At 67.6% G+C, this 15243-nt stretch carries 16 protein-coding genes; 9 read left to right on the forward strand and 7 right to left on the reverse strand.

The features are described 5' to 3' along the window. Positions 1–762: queuosine precursor transporter (locus ACTHN1_RS06680; protein ID WP_440470177.1), on the reverse strand; the 762-nt coding region annotated here is incomplete at its 3' end. 3 nt (positions 763–765) lie between these two features. After that, positions 766–1434 (reverse strand): DUF502 domain-containing protein, encoded by a 669-nt coding sequence (locus tag ACTHN1_RS06685; RefSeq protein WP_440470178.1) that lies wholly within the window; start codon positions 1432–1434, stop codon positions 766–768. A gap of 254 nt (positions 1435–1688) precedes the next feature. Here ACTHN1_RS06685 and ACTHN1_RS06690 point away from each other — a divergent pair, with 254 nt between their 5' ends. Continuing rightward, complete coding sequence (locus ACTHN1_RS06690) at positions 1689–2090, forward strand: hypothetical protein (protein ID WP_440470179.1); 402 nt, start codon at positions 1689–1691, stop codon at positions 2088–2090. A 25-nt stretch (positions 2091–2115) separates the two neighbouring features. Here ACTHN1_RS06690 and ACTHN1_RS06695 read toward each other — a convergent pair whose 3' ends face one another. The 3 genes from ACTHN1_RS06695 to ACTHN1_RS06705 all read right to left on the reverse strand — a co-directional run bounded on the left by ACTHN1_RS06695 (position 2116) and on the right by ACTHN1_RS06705 (position 4409). Beyond that, positions 2116–2586, reverse strand: coding sequence for a DUF4442 domain-containing protein (locus ACTHN1_RS06695; RefSeq protein WP_440470180.1), 471 nt, complete (start codon positions 2584–2586; stop codon positions 2116–2118). Between the two features lie 80 nt (positions 2587–2666). Then, on the reverse strand, positions 2667–2990 hold the full coding sequence (locus tag ACTHN1_RS06700) for a hypothetical protein (protein ID WP_440470181.1): 324 nt from the start codon (positions 2988–2990) through the stop codon (positions 2667–2669). A 216-nt stretch (positions 2991–3206) separates the two neighbouring features. After that, positions 3207–4409, reverse strand: a complete 1203-nt coding sequence (locus tag ACTHN1_RS06705; RefSeq protein WP_440470182.1) for an FAD-dependent oxidoreductase — start codon at positions 4407–4409, stop codon at positions 3207–3209. Between the two features lie 113 nt (positions 4410–4522). Here ACTHN1_RS06705 and ACTHN1_RS06710 point away from each other — a divergent pair, with 113 nt between their 5' ends. From ACTHN1_RS06710 to ACTHN1_RS06720, 3 genes are all read left to right on the forward strand, one after another. Further along, complete coding sequence (locus tag ACTHN1_RS06710; RefSeq protein WP_440470183.1) at positions 4523–5341, forward strand: AraC family transcriptional regulator; 819 nt, start codon at positions 4523–4525, stop codon at positions 5339–5341. Between the two features lie 361 nt (positions 5342–5702). Further along, positions 5703–8792, forward strand: coding sequence for a TonB-dependent receptor (locus ACTHN1_RS06715; RefSeq protein WP_440470184.1), 3090 nt, complete (start codon positions 5703–5705; stop codon positions 8790–8792). 189 nt (positions 8793–8981) lie between these two features. Beyond that, positions 8982–9953, forward strand: coding sequence for a helix-turn-helix transcriptional regulator (locus ACTHN1_RS06720; RefSeq protein WP_440470185.1), 972 nt, complete (start codon positions 8982–8984; stop codon positions 9951–9953). A gap of 21 nt (positions 9954–9974) precedes the next feature. Here ACTHN1_RS06720 and trxA read toward each other — a convergent pair whose 3' ends face one another. Further along, the gene (gene trxA / locus ACTHN1_RS06725; protein ID WP_440470186.1) at positions 9975–10832 is read right to left on the reverse strand and encodes a thioredoxin; all 858 of its coding nucleotides are present in this window, start codon (positions 10830–10832) and stop codon (positions 9975–9977) included. A gap of 116 nt (positions 10833–10948) precedes the next feature. Between trxA and ACTHN1_RS06730 the strand changes: the two genes are divergently transcribed. The 4 genes from ACTHN1_RS06730 to ACTHN1_RS06745 all read left to right on the forward strand — a co-directional run bounded on the left by ACTHN1_RS06730 (position 10949) and on the right by ACTHN1_RS06745 (position 13074). Continuing rightward, positions 10949–11536, forward strand: coding sequence for a hypothetical protein (locus tag ACTHN1_RS06730; RefSeq protein ID WP_440470187.1), 588 nt, complete (start codon positions 10949–10951; stop codon positions 11534–11536). 82 nt (positions 11537–11618) lie between these two features. Beyond that, entirely contained in the window at positions 11619–12257 is a 639-nt protein-coding gene (locus ACTHN1_RS06735) for a hypothetical protein (RefSeq protein ID WP_440470188.1), read from the forward strand. Beyond that, entirely contained in the window at positions 12254–12469 is a 216-nt protein-coding gene (locus ACTHN1_RS06740) for a helix-turn-helix transcriptional regulator (protein ID WP_440470189.1), read from the forward strand. The genes ACTHN1_RS06735 and ACTHN1_RS06740 overlap by 4 nt, the downstream gene beginning before the upstream one ends. Beyond that, positions 12466–13074: a DUF998 domain-containing protein gene (locus tag ACTHN1_RS06745; RefSeq protein WP_440470190.1), complete on the forward strand. Its 609-nt coding sequence runs from the start codon at positions 12466–12468 to the stop codon at positions 13072–13074. The genes ACTHN1_RS06740 and ACTHN1_RS06745 overlap by 4 nt, the downstream gene beginning before the upstream one ends. 51 nt (positions 13075–13125) lie before the next feature. Here the strand turns inward: ACTHN1_RS06745 and ACTHN1_RS06750 are convergent, their stop codons facing one another. Continuing rightward, complete coding sequence (locus ACTHN1_RS06750) at positions 13126–14409, reverse strand: amidohydrolase family protein (RefSeq protein ID WP_440470191.1); 1284 nt, start codon at positions 14407–14409, stop codon at positions 13126–13128. 148 nt (positions 14410–14557) lie between these two features. On the opposite strand from ACTHN1_RS06750, the gene ACTHN1_RS06755 reads away from it, so the two are divergent. Then, on the forward strand, positions 14558–15243 hold a 686-nt coding region (locus tag ACTHN1_RS06755; RefSeq protein WP_440470192.1), incomplete at its 3' end, for a class I tRNA ligase family protein.

Below are 15243 nucleotides of genomic sequence, written 5' to 3' on the forward strand. Positions count from 1 at the left end.
TTCCGCGCGCAGTTGTCGTTCGCGTTCGCGCCCGAGATAGTGGCGGATACCGTGGCGCATCAGGTACAGCAGCGGAATCAGCGCGATGGCCGCCAGCATCTTGTAGGCGTAGTTGACGGTGCTGACTGCCAGGAACAGCGAAACAGGCCACTTCTGCGGCCCCAGCACGAAGGCGACGTAGATCACCACGAAGCTGTCCACCAGCTGCGAGATCGCGGTCGAACCGGTGGCCCGCAGCCACACCCAGCGCTCGCCGGTGGCCGCGCGGATGCGATGGAACACCGACACATCGATCAGCTGCCCCACCAGGAACGCCAGCACCGAGCCGGCGATGGTCCACATGCCCTGGCCGAAGATCGCAGCGAAGGCCTTCTGGTAGTCCGGCACGCCCTGCGCCTGGGCCGCTTCCACCCACCAGCCGGCCGGTGCCAGCGCGATGGCCGCGAAGGCGAACAGGAAGCCGTACACGATCAGTGCCACGGCCAGCCACGAGATGAAGCGCACGCCGCGCTTGCCGAAGAATTCGTTGATGGTGTCGGTCAGGATGAACACGAACGGCCACAGCAGCGTGCCTGCCGTGAAGCTGAGCGAGCCGGTCTGGCCGAACAGGTTCCACTCCAGCGGTGCGACGCCCAGCGTGTCCTCCAGCGCGAAGATCTTGACCCCGATGAACTCGGCCAGCACCGCGTTGGCGCAGAACACCGCCGCCAGCACGATGAAGAGGCGGACCGCGCGGTCGTCCAGCGTGCGCGCCGCGTGCATGGCTCAGCGTTCCCCTGCGCGGGTGAAGGGCATCGCGTCGGGCGCCACCGCGCCGCCGGAGATGATGAAGCTCATCGCCTGGTCCACCGTCCAGTCGGTGGGCGTGAGCAGTTCGACCGGCACGATCTCCAGATAACCCGATGTCGGGTTGGGCGTGGTGGGGACGTAGACGGCGGCCAGTTCGCGTCCGCTGCCTTCCTCGCGGATCACGCGCGTCACCAGGCCCACCGATTTCATGTCCCGGTGCGGAAAGTCGATCAGCACCACGCGCTGGGTGCTGCCGGGCTTGGTCTGCAGGATGTCGAGCAACTGGCGCGCGCTGGTGTAGATGGTGCTGGCCAGCGGGATGCGCAGCACCAGCAACTCGAACCAGCGCAGCAACTGCTGGCCGATCACGCGGCGGGCGAGGATGCCGACCGCCAGAATCGCCAGCAGGGTGGCGGCCAGCGCGATCGTGTTCTGTACCCACTGCGCGTTGAACCAGCCCAGCGCCTGCGGAAACGAGGCGGCGATCTGGTGCGAGGCGGGACCGACGAAGGGCTTGCTGATGTCGGACAGCAGCACGAACACGAACTTGACCACCACCCAGGTCAGCCAGATCGGCAGCAGGGTGAGCAGGCCGGTCAGGAACAGGCGCTGCAGGGAAGGGCGGGAGGAGGGGTCGGGGGGCATGGCGGCTATTGTAGGACTTCGTCCGGGCCGGATGCGGCCTTTGCTAGCTTCCGGCCGATGTCCCGCTGCCGGCGGCCTGCCAGTCGTTGCGCGAACCACCGCCATTGGCAAACGACGCGATGTGCCGGGTGGTCAAGCGCGAGTTCGAGTTTTCGCGACCGATGTTCGAACAGGAGAGCCATGACGAAGCGGGATCATTGGGGGCGTCAGGCTGGAAGAGGCCGTTCGTGTACCGGCCACATGCCATACAGGCAATGATCGCCGAAACCACGGCATGGCCTTGCCGCGAGCACGCCGAGTGGCAGCGCCTGGCCGATCAGCCGCTGACCCCGTTCCCGCCATCGCCGCGATGGCGGCTGGAGTGCGTCGCCAATGCCGTGGGATGCATTTTGAATGGCATCATCCGCCCCGACATGGCGGACTACCTGCGCCGTCTGCAGGATCAGCGCGCGCGGCTCAATCTGATGGCGACACTGCTGTGGTTGCGGGAGCAACCGGTGGATGGCAGCACGCTGGCACGGCGCGTGGCCGCCCGGCCGCTGGCGCTGCGGCAGGGACGGGAAATCCAGGTCGTCGATGGCCGCCTGCGCATCGCATTGTTCGATCAGCGTGACGGCGCCCACTGGGAGCTGCCGGTACCCGCGGAACTGCGGTGAAGCCGGGCGCGCGCGAGCATGTCGCTCAGGTCGCCGCGTCGCCGTTGCGCGCCTTCGGTTTCAACCGCACATAGATCTGCTTGCGGATCCGCGCGACCACATCGCCCTGCGCATCGAGCACGTCCACCGGCAGCCAGCGCAGGTGCTTCTCGCCGTTGGCGGCCTCGGCGCGGATGTCCTCGAGCAGCGTCTCGTCGAGGTGGAACTCGGCGTGCACGGTGCCCTTGCCGGGTTTGACGAATTCGATCTCGCCGGCCTTGTCCCAGACGAAGTAGTCCCGGCCCAGGCACTCCTTCACCAGGATCATCCAGAACGGGTCGGTCATCGAGAACAGGCTGCCGCCGAAATGGGTACCGACGTAGTTGCGGTTCCAGGGGCGCATCCGCATCTCGACCCGCGCGTCGCGCCAGTCATCGGCCATGCGGGTGACGTGGATGCCGCTGAACAGGAAGGGCGGCCAGAAATTGAAGATGTGGCGCAGGGTGGATGCTTTCATCGCCGGGCGTTGGGGGACGGACGGGGTCTCAGCGTACCATACGTATGGGTATGGTTCTCCGTCCGTCCCGCGACGGGCGCCTACCGCCGCCCCAGCAGCGCGTCGGCCAGTTCATCCGCCATGTCCCCGGAGTCGGCGACCCGGAGCGGGACGCCGAATGCCTTCTCCAGGAGGGAAGCCTTGGCCCGTTCCGCGAACCGCCGCGCCGCCTCCAGTTCGATCGTGATCATGCCCTTGCAGGACACCGCCAATTGCTCGCGGTTGCGCTTGAACCATAGCGCACGCTGTTTGCGCTCTTCCTGGGCCTGGCGCAACGCATCGCCGTCGAGTTGTTCCAGACCGGCGTGATGGCCGGGCGGGAAGATGATCACGAAGGGCTGCGCGCGCCCGATGAGCGCTTCCATTTCCCGTTGCCATTGGAGCGCGACGCCGGCCTGTTTCTCCCTGTGGGTCGCGCGCACGAACGGAAAACGGGAAATGTCATGGAGTTCGAAGCGGAATCCATCGTCGGTCATGGGGGTCTCCTGTATCCAGGTGTTGGAAGGACGCGGAGGCTGGCGGCCGGCGGGTGGCTGGCGATCGCGTGGGGGTGAACGGGTGCCGCGGATCGCGGCGGGTGCTCAATGGAAGGCGGACGCGTCCGCCGGGGCCGGCGCGGACAGGCGCGCCGCGCCCTGCCGGGACATGGCGACCGCGGGCACCGCCCAGGAGCGCATTCGCGCTTCGTAGCCGGCGAGCGCCAAGGCGGTCGTGGAGCGGCCGGTCGCGGCGTCGACCAGCGCGTCCGCGAGGGCGATGGCGTCCCGCAACGCCGTGTTGGCGCCCAGTCCGCCCGCCGGACTCATGGCGTGTATCGCGTCGCCCAGGAGCGTCACCGGACCGGTCGGCCATTCAACCTCGGGGCGGCCACTGCGCACGGGCAGCATGGCGATCGCGGCGGGATCGCTGCCGAGCACGACATCCTGGAGGGCCGGATGCCAGCCGCGGACGACCTTCCGCAGGCGCGCGCGCGGATCGTCGCCGACAGGTTGTCCGAACCGCTCGCGTGGACCGATCAGGGCCCAGTAGAGATAGTCGTCCGATGGGGTCAGGACGCACTCCGGCGCGAGGCGCGAAGCCAGCACGGGAAGCGCCGCGCGGAAGCGCATCTCGTCCAGGATGGCCGTGCAGCCGTCCGCCACGATCACCCGGGTGCCCGCACCGGGCCCGGCGCCGCTCGCGGGTTCCGGCAGCGCGGTCTTTCCGTAGATGCACAGCGAACCGGAGTCCAGCGGTTCGGCAGCGGGCGCAAGCAGGGCGCGCACGTGCGAATTGACGCCATCCGCGCCGACCAGGACGTGGGACATGACCGGTGCGCGGCGATGCCGGAAGCCGACCGCCACGCGGCCGTCGTCCGTCACCGAGCAGGTGTCGAAGGCGTGGTCGAAGTGGATGTGCGCTTCGATGCCCGCCATCAGGATCTCACGCAGGGTCTGCCGGTTCACGCCCAGGTCGGCGCCCTCGGCGTCGCCATCCCCGTCGTCCGCGCGCCAGCTGTCGGGCGCGTGCCCGGCGATGGGGGTCAGCTGCGGGGTAAGAAAACGCGCCGCCGAGGTGGCGATGGAGGCGGTTTCGCGGAACAGGCAATAGCGCGGCGGGGACAGCGCCCCGGCCAGGGCGCGCTGGCCGTCGGCGTCGATGCGGATGCGATAGCCCTGGAGTCGGCTGTCCGGCGCGGGATCGCGCTCGTAGACATCGAAGGCGACTCCGGCGCGGTGCAGCGCCTGCGCCAGGCACAGGCCGCCCAGGCCGGCGCCGATGATGGAGACGTGGAAGTCGTGCATCTGGATTCCTCTTGTTCGGAGACTCAGGGGTGGACCCGGAGGAGTTGGCCAGGGAAATATCGCCGCACGGGATTCAGGAACGATAACGGTATGTGGCCTATAAATAGTGAAATATGGCCAAGCAGAATCAGCCCTCCCACGTGCACCACAGGGACTACAGCGAGTGGCGCGAAGGGCCCTGGCTGATCGCGATCCGTGGCGATCTCGCATCCGACAACGAATACCGGCTGGGGACGCGCGAGTACGACTGGCACCATCACGTGCGCGGGCAGGTGTTCTGCGTCGAGGCCGGCCTGATCCATGTGCAGACCTCGCACGGCTCCTGGCTGCTTCCGCCCCACCGGGCCGGATGGATGCCGGCCGACGTGCCCCACAAGGTGAGCATCAGCGGCGCGCTGAGCGGATGGACGATCTTCATCGCCCCCGGCGCCTGCGCGGGCCTGCCGCCGCAGCCCTGCGTAATCGGCATCAGCGATGTCCTGCAGGCGCTGGCACGCCGCGCGGTCGACTGGGAAAAATCGAGTCCGCTGGAAGCGGAACAGGAACGCATCGCCGCCGTGATCCGCGACGAGATCGCGCGCGCGCCGCATGAGTCCCTGCATCTGCCGATGCCGCGGGATCCGCGCATGGCGCGGGTCGCGCATGCGGTGATGGCCGAACCCGGCAGCCCGCGCACGCTGGACGACTGGGCCGCGTTCGGAGCGATGTCGCCACGGACGATGCGCCGCCTGATCCTCGCCGAGACCGGCTTGACCTTCGCCCAGTGGCGACAGCAGGCGCAATTGACCCGCGCCCTGGAGCTTCTGGCGCGCGGCGTCAATGTGGCCGAGGTGGCCGACGCGCTGGGCTATGCCTCGCCAAGCAATTTCATCGCCATGTTCCGTCGCGCCTTCGGCGATTCGCCAGCGCGCTATTTCTCGAAGCGGCGTTGAAAAAAAAAAGCCCGGCGGGGGGCCGGGCAGGTGACAGGCGGGCGCCTGTCGAGGGACGCTGCCTGACTCGACCGAGAGAGGTTGGTCGGGGTGCGTCCACTTTGACGCCCGGGGTGGTTCTTGGGTTATCCACGAACGATGAAATGCCTGTGCCGCAACGCGCGATCGCGCATGCGCGGCGACGGGTTCGACATGCGCGATCTTCCTGATGGAATCTGCCGCGCCAATTCGTTTTCCATGCACAACGTCATTGTGAAGTTCCCGTTAGTTTCCTCGGCAGGACGTCGGACCGCCGCGCGCGCTTTGGCTGCGGCAGTCCACAACGTCCACTCCATCCATCGATTCACTGCCGAGAGCGCCCATGACCAACCATCGGAACCAGAAACATCTCTCCAAAGGACTGCGCCGTACCGCCCTGTGTGCCGCGCTTGGCTTGTGCTTCGCGGGCGGCGTGCACGCCCAGTCCAATTCCTCGGGCGCGATCGTGGGACGCGCCACCGCCGGCGAGACCATCACCATCACCAACCCGGCCACCGGCTTCAGCCGCGCCATCACCGTGGGCGGCGATGGCAGCTACCGTTTTTCGGCGCTGCCCACCGGGCAGTACAGCGTCACCACCAGCGGTGGCGGCAACCGCACCGTGACGGTCAACGTCGGCACCGCATCGACCGTGGACTTCGCCGCGCGCGATGCGTCGACCCTTGACACGATCACGGTGGTCGGAGGTTCGTCCATCAACCCGATCGACGTTTCATCGGTCGAGTCCACCACGATCCTGACCGCCGAGCAGATCGCCAAGGTGCCGGTGGCGCGCGACGCCACCAGCGTGGCGCTGCTGGCGCCGGGCACGGTGCGCGGCGACGTGGCGTTCGGCAACCTGGCCTCGTTCGGTGGTTCGTCGGTGGCCGAGAACCAGTACTTCATCAACGGCTTCAACATCACCAACTCCTTCCGCAGTCTCAACTTCTCGCAGGTGCCGTTCGAGGCGATTGCCGAACAGCAGGTCAAGACCGGCGGCTACGGCGCCGAGTTCGGGCGTTCGCTGGGCGGCGTGATCAACCAGGTGACCAAGCGCGGCAGCAACGATTTCCATGCCGGCGCGAGCGTCTACTACACCCCGGATTCGCTGCGCGAGAAGACCCGCAACACCTATCTGGCCAATCCGCTGGCCTGCGGCCCCGCGCCTTACACCGCCTGCACCAAGGGCCAGCTGCGCCAGGACAGCAGCCGCGACAGCACCTGGGATGTCGAAGGCTCGGTGTGGGCCAGCGGCGCGCTGATCAAGGACCGCCTGTTCGCCTACGGCCTGATCGGCTACAAGCGGCAGGAGCAGGAGCTGTGGGGCAACGTGCAGTCCAGCACCAATGTCGACAACTCGGTCAAGACGCCGACCTGGCTGCTGAAGATGGACTGGCAGATCAGTGACAACCACCTGCTCGAGTTCACCGGCTTTTCCGACAAGGCCGATACCGAGACGGTGGTCTACGGCAACACGATCGGCGTGCTGAACCGGCTTGGCCACATCGGCACCTCGTACGGCGAGCAGGGCGGCGAGAACTACGTGCTGAAGTACACCGGCTACCTGACCGACACCTTCACCCTGTCGGCGCTGTACGGTCACGGCGAGTTCTCGCGCGGGCAATACCTGCGCACGGCGTCCGGCGTCGATGTCCGCTACAACGGCGACCTGCACAAGCCCGCCACCGGTTGCCCGCTCATCGTCGACGCGCGCCCCTCGTCGCGACAGGACGCGACCGGCGTCTACGCCAGCCAGTGCAATCTCACCGGCGGCGCGATTCCGCGCTCCGACTCCGGCGATACCCGCGATCAGTTCCGCATCGACGCGGAGTGGCTGCTGGGCAATCACCGCCTGCAGTTCGGCGTGGACATCGACAACTTCGAATCGGTGGCGGGCACGTCCACCGAGGGCGGGCGCGTGTGGCGCTATTCCACCCTGGCCAACGGCACCGACATCGTGCGCGAGCAGATCGTCAACCAGGGCTCGGTGAACGAGGTCAAGCAGCGCGCGCTGTATGTCCAGGACAGCTGGAACATCACCGAGAACTTCATCGCCTACCTGGGTGGACGCTGGGACACCTTCGACAACCGCGACGGCTTCGGCAACACCTTCGTGAAGGTGAGCAACCAGTTTGGCCCGCGCCTGGGGTTCGCCTGGGACGTCAACGGCGATTCGAGCTTCAAGCTGTTCGGCAACGCCGGCCGCTACGCGCTGCCGTTGACCTCGGACGTCGCCACCCGCGGCGCGTCGGCCTCGCTGTTCACCCGCCAGCAGTTCACCTTCACCGGCGTGGATCCGGTCACCGGCGCGCCGCTGGGCCTGGTGCCGCGGGTGGGGCCGGCCGGCCAGCTGCAGTACATCAACGGTGAGTTCGGCGAGCCCAAGAATCCGTTGACGGTGGCGGCGAAGGATCTGGATCCGATGTACCAGGATGAATTCATCCTGGGCTTCCAGGCCGCGCTCAGCGACCACCTGTCGCTGGGCGTGCGCGGCATCTACCGCAAGCTGAAGGCGGCAATCGACGACAACTGCGACTACACCGCGATCCTGGAAGCGGCGGGTTTCCACCTGGACGAGGACGATGGCTGGCTCGACGGCCAGGGCCGCAGTCCGGCGCTGCCGAACTCGGGTTTCCCGTACTGCCGCATGTTCAATCCGGGCAAGGACGCGGTGTTCCTGACCGATCTGTACGGCGACGGAAAACTGACCGAGGTGCGGGTCAAGGGCGATCGCTTGGCACCCAAGGCCAAGCGTTCGTACCAGGCGGTGGAAATCTTCCTCGACGGCAACTGGGACAAGCTGTTCCTGCAGGGTTCGTATACCTACGCCAAGAGCAAGGGCAACACCGAAGGCGGCGTGAAGTCGGATATCGGCCAGGTGAACACCAACGCCACCCAGGATTTCGACTACATCGAACTGACCACCGATACCTTCGGCTATCTGCCCAATGACCGGCGCCACAGCCTGAAGCTGTTCGGCAACTATGAAATCAACGACGAGTGGTCGGTGGGCGGCAACCTGCTGGTCCAGTCGGGGCGACCGATCAACTGCCTGGGCGTGCTGTATCCCTACCACGGCGACTTCCACCCGTACGGTTCGTCGTTCATGCGATGCGGCACGACCTCCGCCGGCCAGTCGGTCGATCCGGATACCGGCGAACTGAACGGCCCGGTGGAGGCGGTGCCACGCGGAACCAAGGGCCGGCTGCCGTGGACCTACTCGCTGGATCTCAACCTGCGCTACGCGCCCAGCTGGGCCAAGGGCCTATCGTTCAAGGTGGACGTGTTCAACGTGATCAACAAGCAGCGGGTGGTCTCGGTGGTGGAACAGGCCGAGGATCCGGACACCGGCCTGCCGTCGGATGTCTATCTGCTGCCGACCGCCTACCAGCCGCCGCGCTCGGTGCGCCTGATGGTGCAGTACGACTTCTGAGTCCGCGACGCGGATGCCTTTCGGGTCCGTTCCGATGGCCGCCTCCGGGCGGCCATCGTCGTCATGGAGGACATGGAAGTGGAGCGGACGGATGACGTCCATCCTCGAGAATCGGCATTTCGTCCCTGCCGGCTTGTTGGTCGCGGGGCGCGCGGACAGCATGCAGACGTCTTGGAGGGGCAGGGCGTCATGCGCGACGACATCGGATTTGCCGAAACCCTGGAAATGGAAGCGGGCGTGCCGCCGGCACGCGAGCCCGCATGGCGGGAGACATCGTGCGCGCCGCCCGAGATCGTGCTGCTCGAATCCGACGAAGCCAGCGCCGGCCTGCATCGGGCTGGACCCGAGTCGCCGCTGGTGCTGATCCAGGCCAGCCGGACCGGATCGTTCGTCGAACTCCCGGCGGGCTGGTGGTCGCTGCTGGTTTCCGTGTCGGGAACGGTCTGCGCCGCCACCAGCGAACGGCTGCGCTGGGACATCGAACCGGGTCGCTGCCTGCTGTGGGATCGCCCCTTGCGCGTCATCGGCCATCGTCCCGACAGCCGCTGGTTCTGCCTGGCCGGGCCGGTGGAGGCCTGGGTCCGGGCCGGCGGCGACGCGCGGATGATGAGCGAGCTGCTGGCCGACGAGATGGCATGCCCGGTGGATCTGCCCGCGCACCTTGAAACCCTGCGATCGCTGTCCAGCCGGGTGCCGGATCGGGCGGGATCGGTGTTCCGCAGCGTGCTGGGAATCGCCGGTGGTCTGCATGCCCGGCAGAGCGCGCTGCGCGCGTTGACCGAGCGCTGTCCCGGACGCACGCAGCGTCGCAAGCGCTGGTCGATGCAGCGGCTGCTGCGCATCCGCCACGCGATCCTGGCCGGCCACCAGGGCGAACAGCGCCTGAGCATGGAGCACCTTTCCCGTCAGGTCAGCTATTCACGCGGTCATCTGGCGCGGGTCTACCAGAGCGTTTTCAACGAAACCCCGAGCGAGTGCGCGATCCGGCTGCGCCTGCAGCGCGCGTTGCAGATGGTGGAAGCCACGCCGCTGGCGTTCTGCGACATTGCCGATCGCACCGGTTTCGACAGCCAGAGCTCCTTCAGCCGCGCGTTCAAGAGCCGCTACGGCGTGACGCCCACCGAGGCGCGCGCCCGCGGCCCCGGTCTGGCGCAGCCCTGATGGGGCGGGCGCGCTGACGCCTCAGAACAGCAGCGACGACATCCGGCGGCGATAGCGGCCGACGAGATCTTCGTCCTCGATCACGCGGAAGGCATCGATCAGCGCCTTCTTCGGCAGTCCGTCCTGGTAAGCGCGATCCCGGCCGAGCATTTCGATGAACTGCTCCAGCGCGGCCTCGTCGTCACCGGCGATGAGCCGATGCACGCCCAGCAGGTGGCGCGCGCGCAGGTCGTCCGGATTGGCGGCGATTGCCGATTCCAGCACTTCCGCCGGTGGCGCGTCCTTCAACGCCGACACGAATCCCAGCCGCGCGCGGGCGCGGACCGCGCGATCGTCGGTGGCGAGGTTGGCGGGCAGGGCGTCGAGCAGGTGTTCGGCTTCCTGGGCGGCGCCGGTCTTCAGCAGCGCCAGGGCCAGATCCAGTTTCAGTTCGTCCTTGTCCGGTTCGGCTTCCACCGCGTGGCGCAGGGCCACGACCACGGCATGCGGATCCTGGACGGTTTCGGCCACGGCCTCCGGCTCGGCGGCGGCGGCCGGTTCGATGCCGTGCTGCTTGAGGAATTCGCGCAGTTGTCCTTCCGGCAACGCGCCGGGGAAGCCGTCGACCAACTGGCCGTCCTTGACCAGGAACACGGTCGGCACCGAGCGGATCTGGAAGGCGGCGGCGATCTGCTGTTCCTTGTCCACGTCGACCTTGGCCAGCACGAACGCGCCGTTGTACTCGCCGGCCAGCTTTTCCAGGATCGGGCCCAGGGTCTTGCAGGGGCCGCACCAGGTCGCCCAGAAGTCGACCAGCACCGGGACTTCCAGCGACTTGCGCAGGACTTCGGTTTCAAAGGTTTCGGCGGTGGCGTCGAACACGTGGGGCAGGTCGGTCATGGGGAGGCGGGCGGCTCGTGGACGGATGCGGCCTGAGATGGCGGCGGTTGCCGTTGCTTTCAAGCACGACCGGGCACCGTCCCGGCCGGACCTTTCCCTCTTCGAGACCGTTCCGCATGAACCTGCTTGTCCGCCTGGCCGCCGCCGGCCTGCTCCTTTGCGCTTTCCGCCCGGTGCTGGCCGGGGACGACATCCGTCCCTCGGTCGAACGCAACGCCGCCCCTTCCGTGCAGCTGGATCACTACGCCCGCTTCGAGCTCAAGCCGGTGCAACTGGTGCCGCCCTACGCCGGCCAGGAGACCAACGAGAAGGCGCGCGATTCGGTGCAGCTCAATCTCCAGCAGGGACTGGGCCAGTGGGTGGCCCAGCGCAATGCCGAACCGGCCAAGGCCGAACCCGCGCGGACGCTGGTGATCGAACCGGTCATCGAGAAAGTGCGCTTCATCAGCGGCGGCAAGCGTTTCTTCGCCGGGGCCTTCGCCGGCAGCTCGCGCATCCTGCTGCGGCTCAAGTTGACCGACGCGGCCACCGGCGAACGGGTCGCCCAGCCCGAGTTCTACCAGCACGCGCGCGGCATGGCCGGGGCCTGGACGGTCGGCGGCGCCGACAACGCCATGCTGGCGCGGGTGGCCAGCCTGGCCCGCGACTACGTGACCGCCAACTACGCGGCGCTGGCGGGCGGGCCCACCGGCTGGGAGGAGTAGGTTCCCACCCGTGATGTAAAAAAGACTTGACATGCAACCGGGCGAATGTAAGGTTTACATTACATTCGACGGAGGACATGTCATGGCGGGACAGCGGGGGCGGACGATCGGCCGGTATGGCGTGGTGCTGGTGGCGGGGGCGGCGCTCTGGCTGCTGATGGCGGGACCGCGCAAGGTGCTGGGCTTCGATCCCGGCCAACTGGGTATGGTCCTGCTTGTCGCCAGTGCCTGGGCCGCCCTGTATTTCGTGCAGTTCTCCCGCCACGACGAGGGGGAGCACGCCATCTCGCCGGGCGAATGGCGCGCCCGTGTCGGTCTCGCATTCATGCTCGGCGCCGTGGCCTACTTCATAGCCAAGCTGGATCTGTTCGCCGGACCTGGCGCGGCGGACAGCGCCGATGCCCGCGCGGTGGCCCGCAACCTGGTGATGCTGGGCATCGCCTGGGCGGTGCTGGGCCAGGCGTTGGCCGCGCGCTGGAAGGGCAAGGTCCAGGAAGACGAACGGGACCGCGAGATCGCCCGCCACGCGAGCCAGTGGGGACGCGGCGCGCTGGTGTTCTGCGTGATCGCGCTGGCGGTCACGCTGGGCTTCTCGCCGCCGCACCGGCTGCAATGGGCGACGCCGTTCCTGCTGGCCAACCTGCTGGTGCTGGCCCTGATGTGGGGCTGGCTGTGCGAGTACGCGGCCACCGCCGTGTACTACTGGCGGGACCGCCGATGACCGGAACGCCCATCGCCAACGACATCCGTCGCCTGCGGACCGAGCGTGGCGACATGACCCAGCAGGTGTTGGCCGATGTCTGCGGAGTGACCCGGCAAACTATCATTGCGCTGGAGGCGGGGCGCTACGCGCCCTCGCTGGAACTGGCGTTCCGCATCGCGCGGGCGTTTGGCGTGGGCGTCGAAGAGGTGTTCCGTTGGGAAATGCAATGAATCGCTGGCTGCCGCTGGCCGGCGTCGCCGGCGCGGTCCTGTTCGCCGCCACCCTCGTCGGATTCGCCGCGGCGCTGCCGGGTTACTCGCACGTGACCCATCCGGTCGCGGTGCTGGGGGCCAAGGGCGTCCCGAGCGCCAATGCCTTCAACCTGCTGGGCCTGATGCTGCCGGGGTTGCTGGCCTCGGCGGCGATGCTGGCGCTGCGCCAGCGACTGCCCCGCGATGCCGGCTGGACGGTGCGGATCGGCGCGCAACTGCTGTTCCTGTCCACCCTCGGCGTGGTCGCCCAGGGATTGCTGCCGCTGGACCCGGAAGACCTGCACAACGCCAGCAGCAGCTATCACGCCACCGCGTGGATGCTGTGGTGGGTCGCGTTCGTGCCGGGCGCGCTGTTGCTGGCGGTGGGGCTGCGGGGCCGGAGCGGCTGGTGGATGGTGGCGCGCCTCAGCGTGCTGGCGGCGGCGGGCGTGCTGTTCACCGTGCTGTTCGCGGTCGATGTCCTGCCGGCCGGCATCGCCCAGCGGCTGGGCTTCGCGATCTGGTGGCTGTGGGTGGCGTGGGTGGGCTGGGTCGCCTGGCGCCTGCCGTCCGGCGCGGCCTGAGCCGGGAGCGCCCGAGCCGGCGCTCCCTGTCGCCCCCGCGGCCTGCCGGGACTAGGGCTGCTTGAACAACACGCCGTCCTTCATCACCAGCGCGACTTCGAGCACGCGCTGGATGTCGGCGACCGGATCTCCGGGCACCGCCACGATGTCGGCGCGCTTGCCGGCCTCGATCACGCCCTGATCGTCCACGCCCAGCACCTCGGCCGCGCGCACGGTGGCGGCCTGCAGGGCCTCGGCGGCGGGAATGCCGGCTTCCACCATGTAGATGAACTCGCGCGCGTTGTCGCCGTGGGGGCCCACGCCCATGTCGGTGCCGAAGGCGATCTTCACCCCGTTGCGATGGGCCTTGGCGGCGGTGTCCTGGATCTGCGCGCCGATGCGCGCGGCCTTGGGCCGCACCACTTCCGGGAAATAACCATCCACCTTGGCCTTGTCGGCCACGAAACGGCCGGCGTAGATCGTCGGCACGTACCAGGTGCCGTGCTGCTTCATCAGCCGCATCACCTCCTCGCTCATGTAGGTGCCGTGCTCGATGCTGGTCACCCCGCCCAGCACCGCGCGCTTCATGCCCTCGGTGCCGTGCGCGTGCGCGGCCACGCGGAAGCCGTAGTCGTGCGCGGTGTCGACGATGGCCTTGACCTCGTCCACGGTGAACTGCGGCGCGTCGCCGGACTTGGCGTAGCTGAGCACGCCGCCGGTGGCGGTGATCTTGATGACGTCGCTGCCATCCTTGTAGCGCTGCCGCACCGCCTGGCGCGCGTCGTCGATCGAATTGATCACGCCTTCGGTCGGGCCGGGCGGGCCAATCAGGTGGGCGAGATGATCGTTGTAGCCGTTGGTGGGATCGGCGTGGCCACCGGTGGTGGCGATGGATTTGCCGGCCGCGAAGATGCGCGGGCCCTTCACCAGGCCCTGGTTGACCGCGTCGCGCAGGTGCGGGGCGATTTCGCCGCCAAGGTCGCGCACGCTGGTGAAACCCGCCAGCAGGGTCTTTTCGGCGTAGCCCACCGAGCGATAGGCGAAATCGATCGGATCCAGGCGGAATCCTTCCGAATAGCTCTGCGGATTGGACTGGCTGCCCAGATGCACATGCAGATCGGTCCAGCCGGGCAGGCAGGTGTGCCCGGCCAGATCCACGGCGCGGGCGCCGGCAACCTCGACCCGGCCTTCCAGCACCTCGGCGACGCGGCCATCGCGGACCACCACCGTCCGCGCCGGCAGCAGTTTGCCGCTGCGCGCCTCGAACAGCCGTTCGCATTGGAGCGCCAGCGGTTCGGCGGCAGTGGCGGACAGCGGGACGAGCAGGAAAGCCAGGGCCAGGGCGGGACGGGACATGCGGGTCTCCGGAGCGGGTCCGGGCCATGGTAGCGGAGCATCCGGGCGCGGATCCGCCAGTCGGCCCGTGACCATCCGGAGTGGAGCCCCCTGCTGCACTGCGGTACCCTTGCCGACTTTGCCGTCGCCTTTCCCGCCTACGTCCGCCATGTCCGCTGCCGAACCCGTCGCCTACGAACCGAAATCCGTCGAATCCGCCGCCCAATCGTTCTGGGAGACTCGCCGGGCCTTCGAGGTCGACGAACAGTCCGACAAGCCCAAGTACTACTGCCTGTCGATGCTGCCGTATCCGTCGGGCGCGCTGCACATGGGACACGTCCGGAATTACTCGATAGGCGACGCGCTGGCGCGCTATATGTGGATGAACGGGTACAACGTGCTGCATCCGATGGGATGGGACTCGTTCGGACTGCCGGCGGAGAATGCAGCGATCAAGAACAAACGTCCGCCGAAGGAATGGACGCTGTCAAACATTGCGAACATGAAGGCGCAGATGAAGCGCCTGGGATTTGGCTACGATTGGTCGAAGGAAGTGACGACCTGCCTGCCTGATTATTACCGTTGGAACCAGTGGTTCTTCCTCAAGCTGTTTGAGAAGGGGTTAGCGTACCGGAAGAAGAGCAAGGTGAACTGGTGTCCGGAATGCGCGACTGTGCTGGCGAACGAGCAGGTTGTGGGCGGGTGCTGCTGGAGACACGAGACGACGCCGGTGGAGCAGCGCGAACTGGAACAGTGGTTCGTGCGGACGACGAATTACTCAGACGAATTACTCGACGGCTTGGACAAACTCGAAGGCTGGCCGGAGAAGGTGCGCATCATGCAGCGCAACTGGAT

The organism is Pseudoxanthomonas sp., from assembly GCF_051953815.1.
Lineage (GTDB): Bacteria > Pseudomonadota > Gammaproteobacteria > Xanthomonadales > Xanthomonadaceae > Pseudoxanthomonas_A.

What these genes read in the sequence shown, in the direction of transcription:
- ACTHN1_RS06690 (WP_440470179.1), top strand. Translation starts at nt 1,689, where the DNA reads ATGATCGCCGAAACCACGGCATGGCCTTGCCGCGAGCACGCCGAGTGG.
- ACTHN1_RS06695 (WP_440470180.1), bottom strand. Translation starts at nt 2,586, where the DNA reads ATGAAAGCATCCACCCTGCGCCACATCTTCAATTTCTGGCCGCCCTTC.
- ACTHN1_RS06710 (WP_440470183.1), top strand. Translation starts at nt 4,523, where the DNA reads ATGGCCAAGCAGAATCAGCCCTCCCACGTGCACCACAGGGACTACAGC.
- ACTHN1_RS06740 (WP_440470189.1), top strand. Translation starts at nt 12,254, where the DNA reads ATGACCGGAACGCCCATCGCCAACGACATCCGTCGCCTGCGGACCGAG.
- ACTHN1_RS06745 (WP_440470190.1), top strand. Translation starts at nt 12,466, where the DNA reads ATGAATCGCTGGCTGCCGCTGGCCGGCGTCGCCGGCGCGGTCCTGTTC.
- ACTHN1_RS06700 (WP_440470181.1), bottom strand. Translation starts at nt 2,990, where the DNA reads ATGGAAGCGCTCATCGGGCGCGCGCAGCCCTTCGTGATCATCTTCCCG.
- ACTHN1_RS06750 (WP_440470191.1), bottom strand. Translation starts at nt 14,409, where the DNA reads ATGTCCCGTCCCGCCCTGGCCCTGGCTTTCCTGCTCGTCCCGCTGTCC.
- ACTHN1_RS06735 (WP_440470188.1), top strand. Translation starts at nt 11,619, where the DNA reads ATGGCGGGACAGCGGGGGCGGACGATCGGCCGGTATGGCGTGGTGCTG.
- ACTHN1_RS06730 (WP_440470187.1), top strand. Translation starts at nt 10,949, where the DNA reads ATGAACCTGCTTGTCCGCCTGGCCGCCGCCGGCCTGCTCCTTTGCGCT.
- ACTHN1_RS06720 (WP_440470185.1), top strand. Translation starts at nt 8,982, where the DNA reads ATGCGCGACGACATCGGATTTGCCGAAACCCTGGAAATGGAAGCGGGC.
- ACTHN1_RS06705 (WP_440470182.1), bottom strand. Translation starts at nt 4,409, where the DNA reads ATGCACGACTTCCACGTCTCCATCATCGGCGCCGGCCTGGGCGGCCTG.
- trxA (WP_440470186.1), bottom strand. Translation starts at nt 10,832, where the DNA reads ATGACCGACCTGCCCCACGTGTTCGACGCCACCGCCGAAACCTTTGAA.
- ACTHN1_RS06685 (WP_440470178.1), bottom strand. Translation starts at nt 1,434, where the DNA reads ATGCCCCCCGACCCCTCCTCCCGCCCTTCCCTGCAGCGCCTGTTCCTG.
- ACTHN1_RS06715 (WP_440470184.1), top strand. Translation starts at nt 5,703, where the DNA reads ATGACCAACCATCGGAACCAGAAACATCTCTCCAAAGGACTGCGCCGT.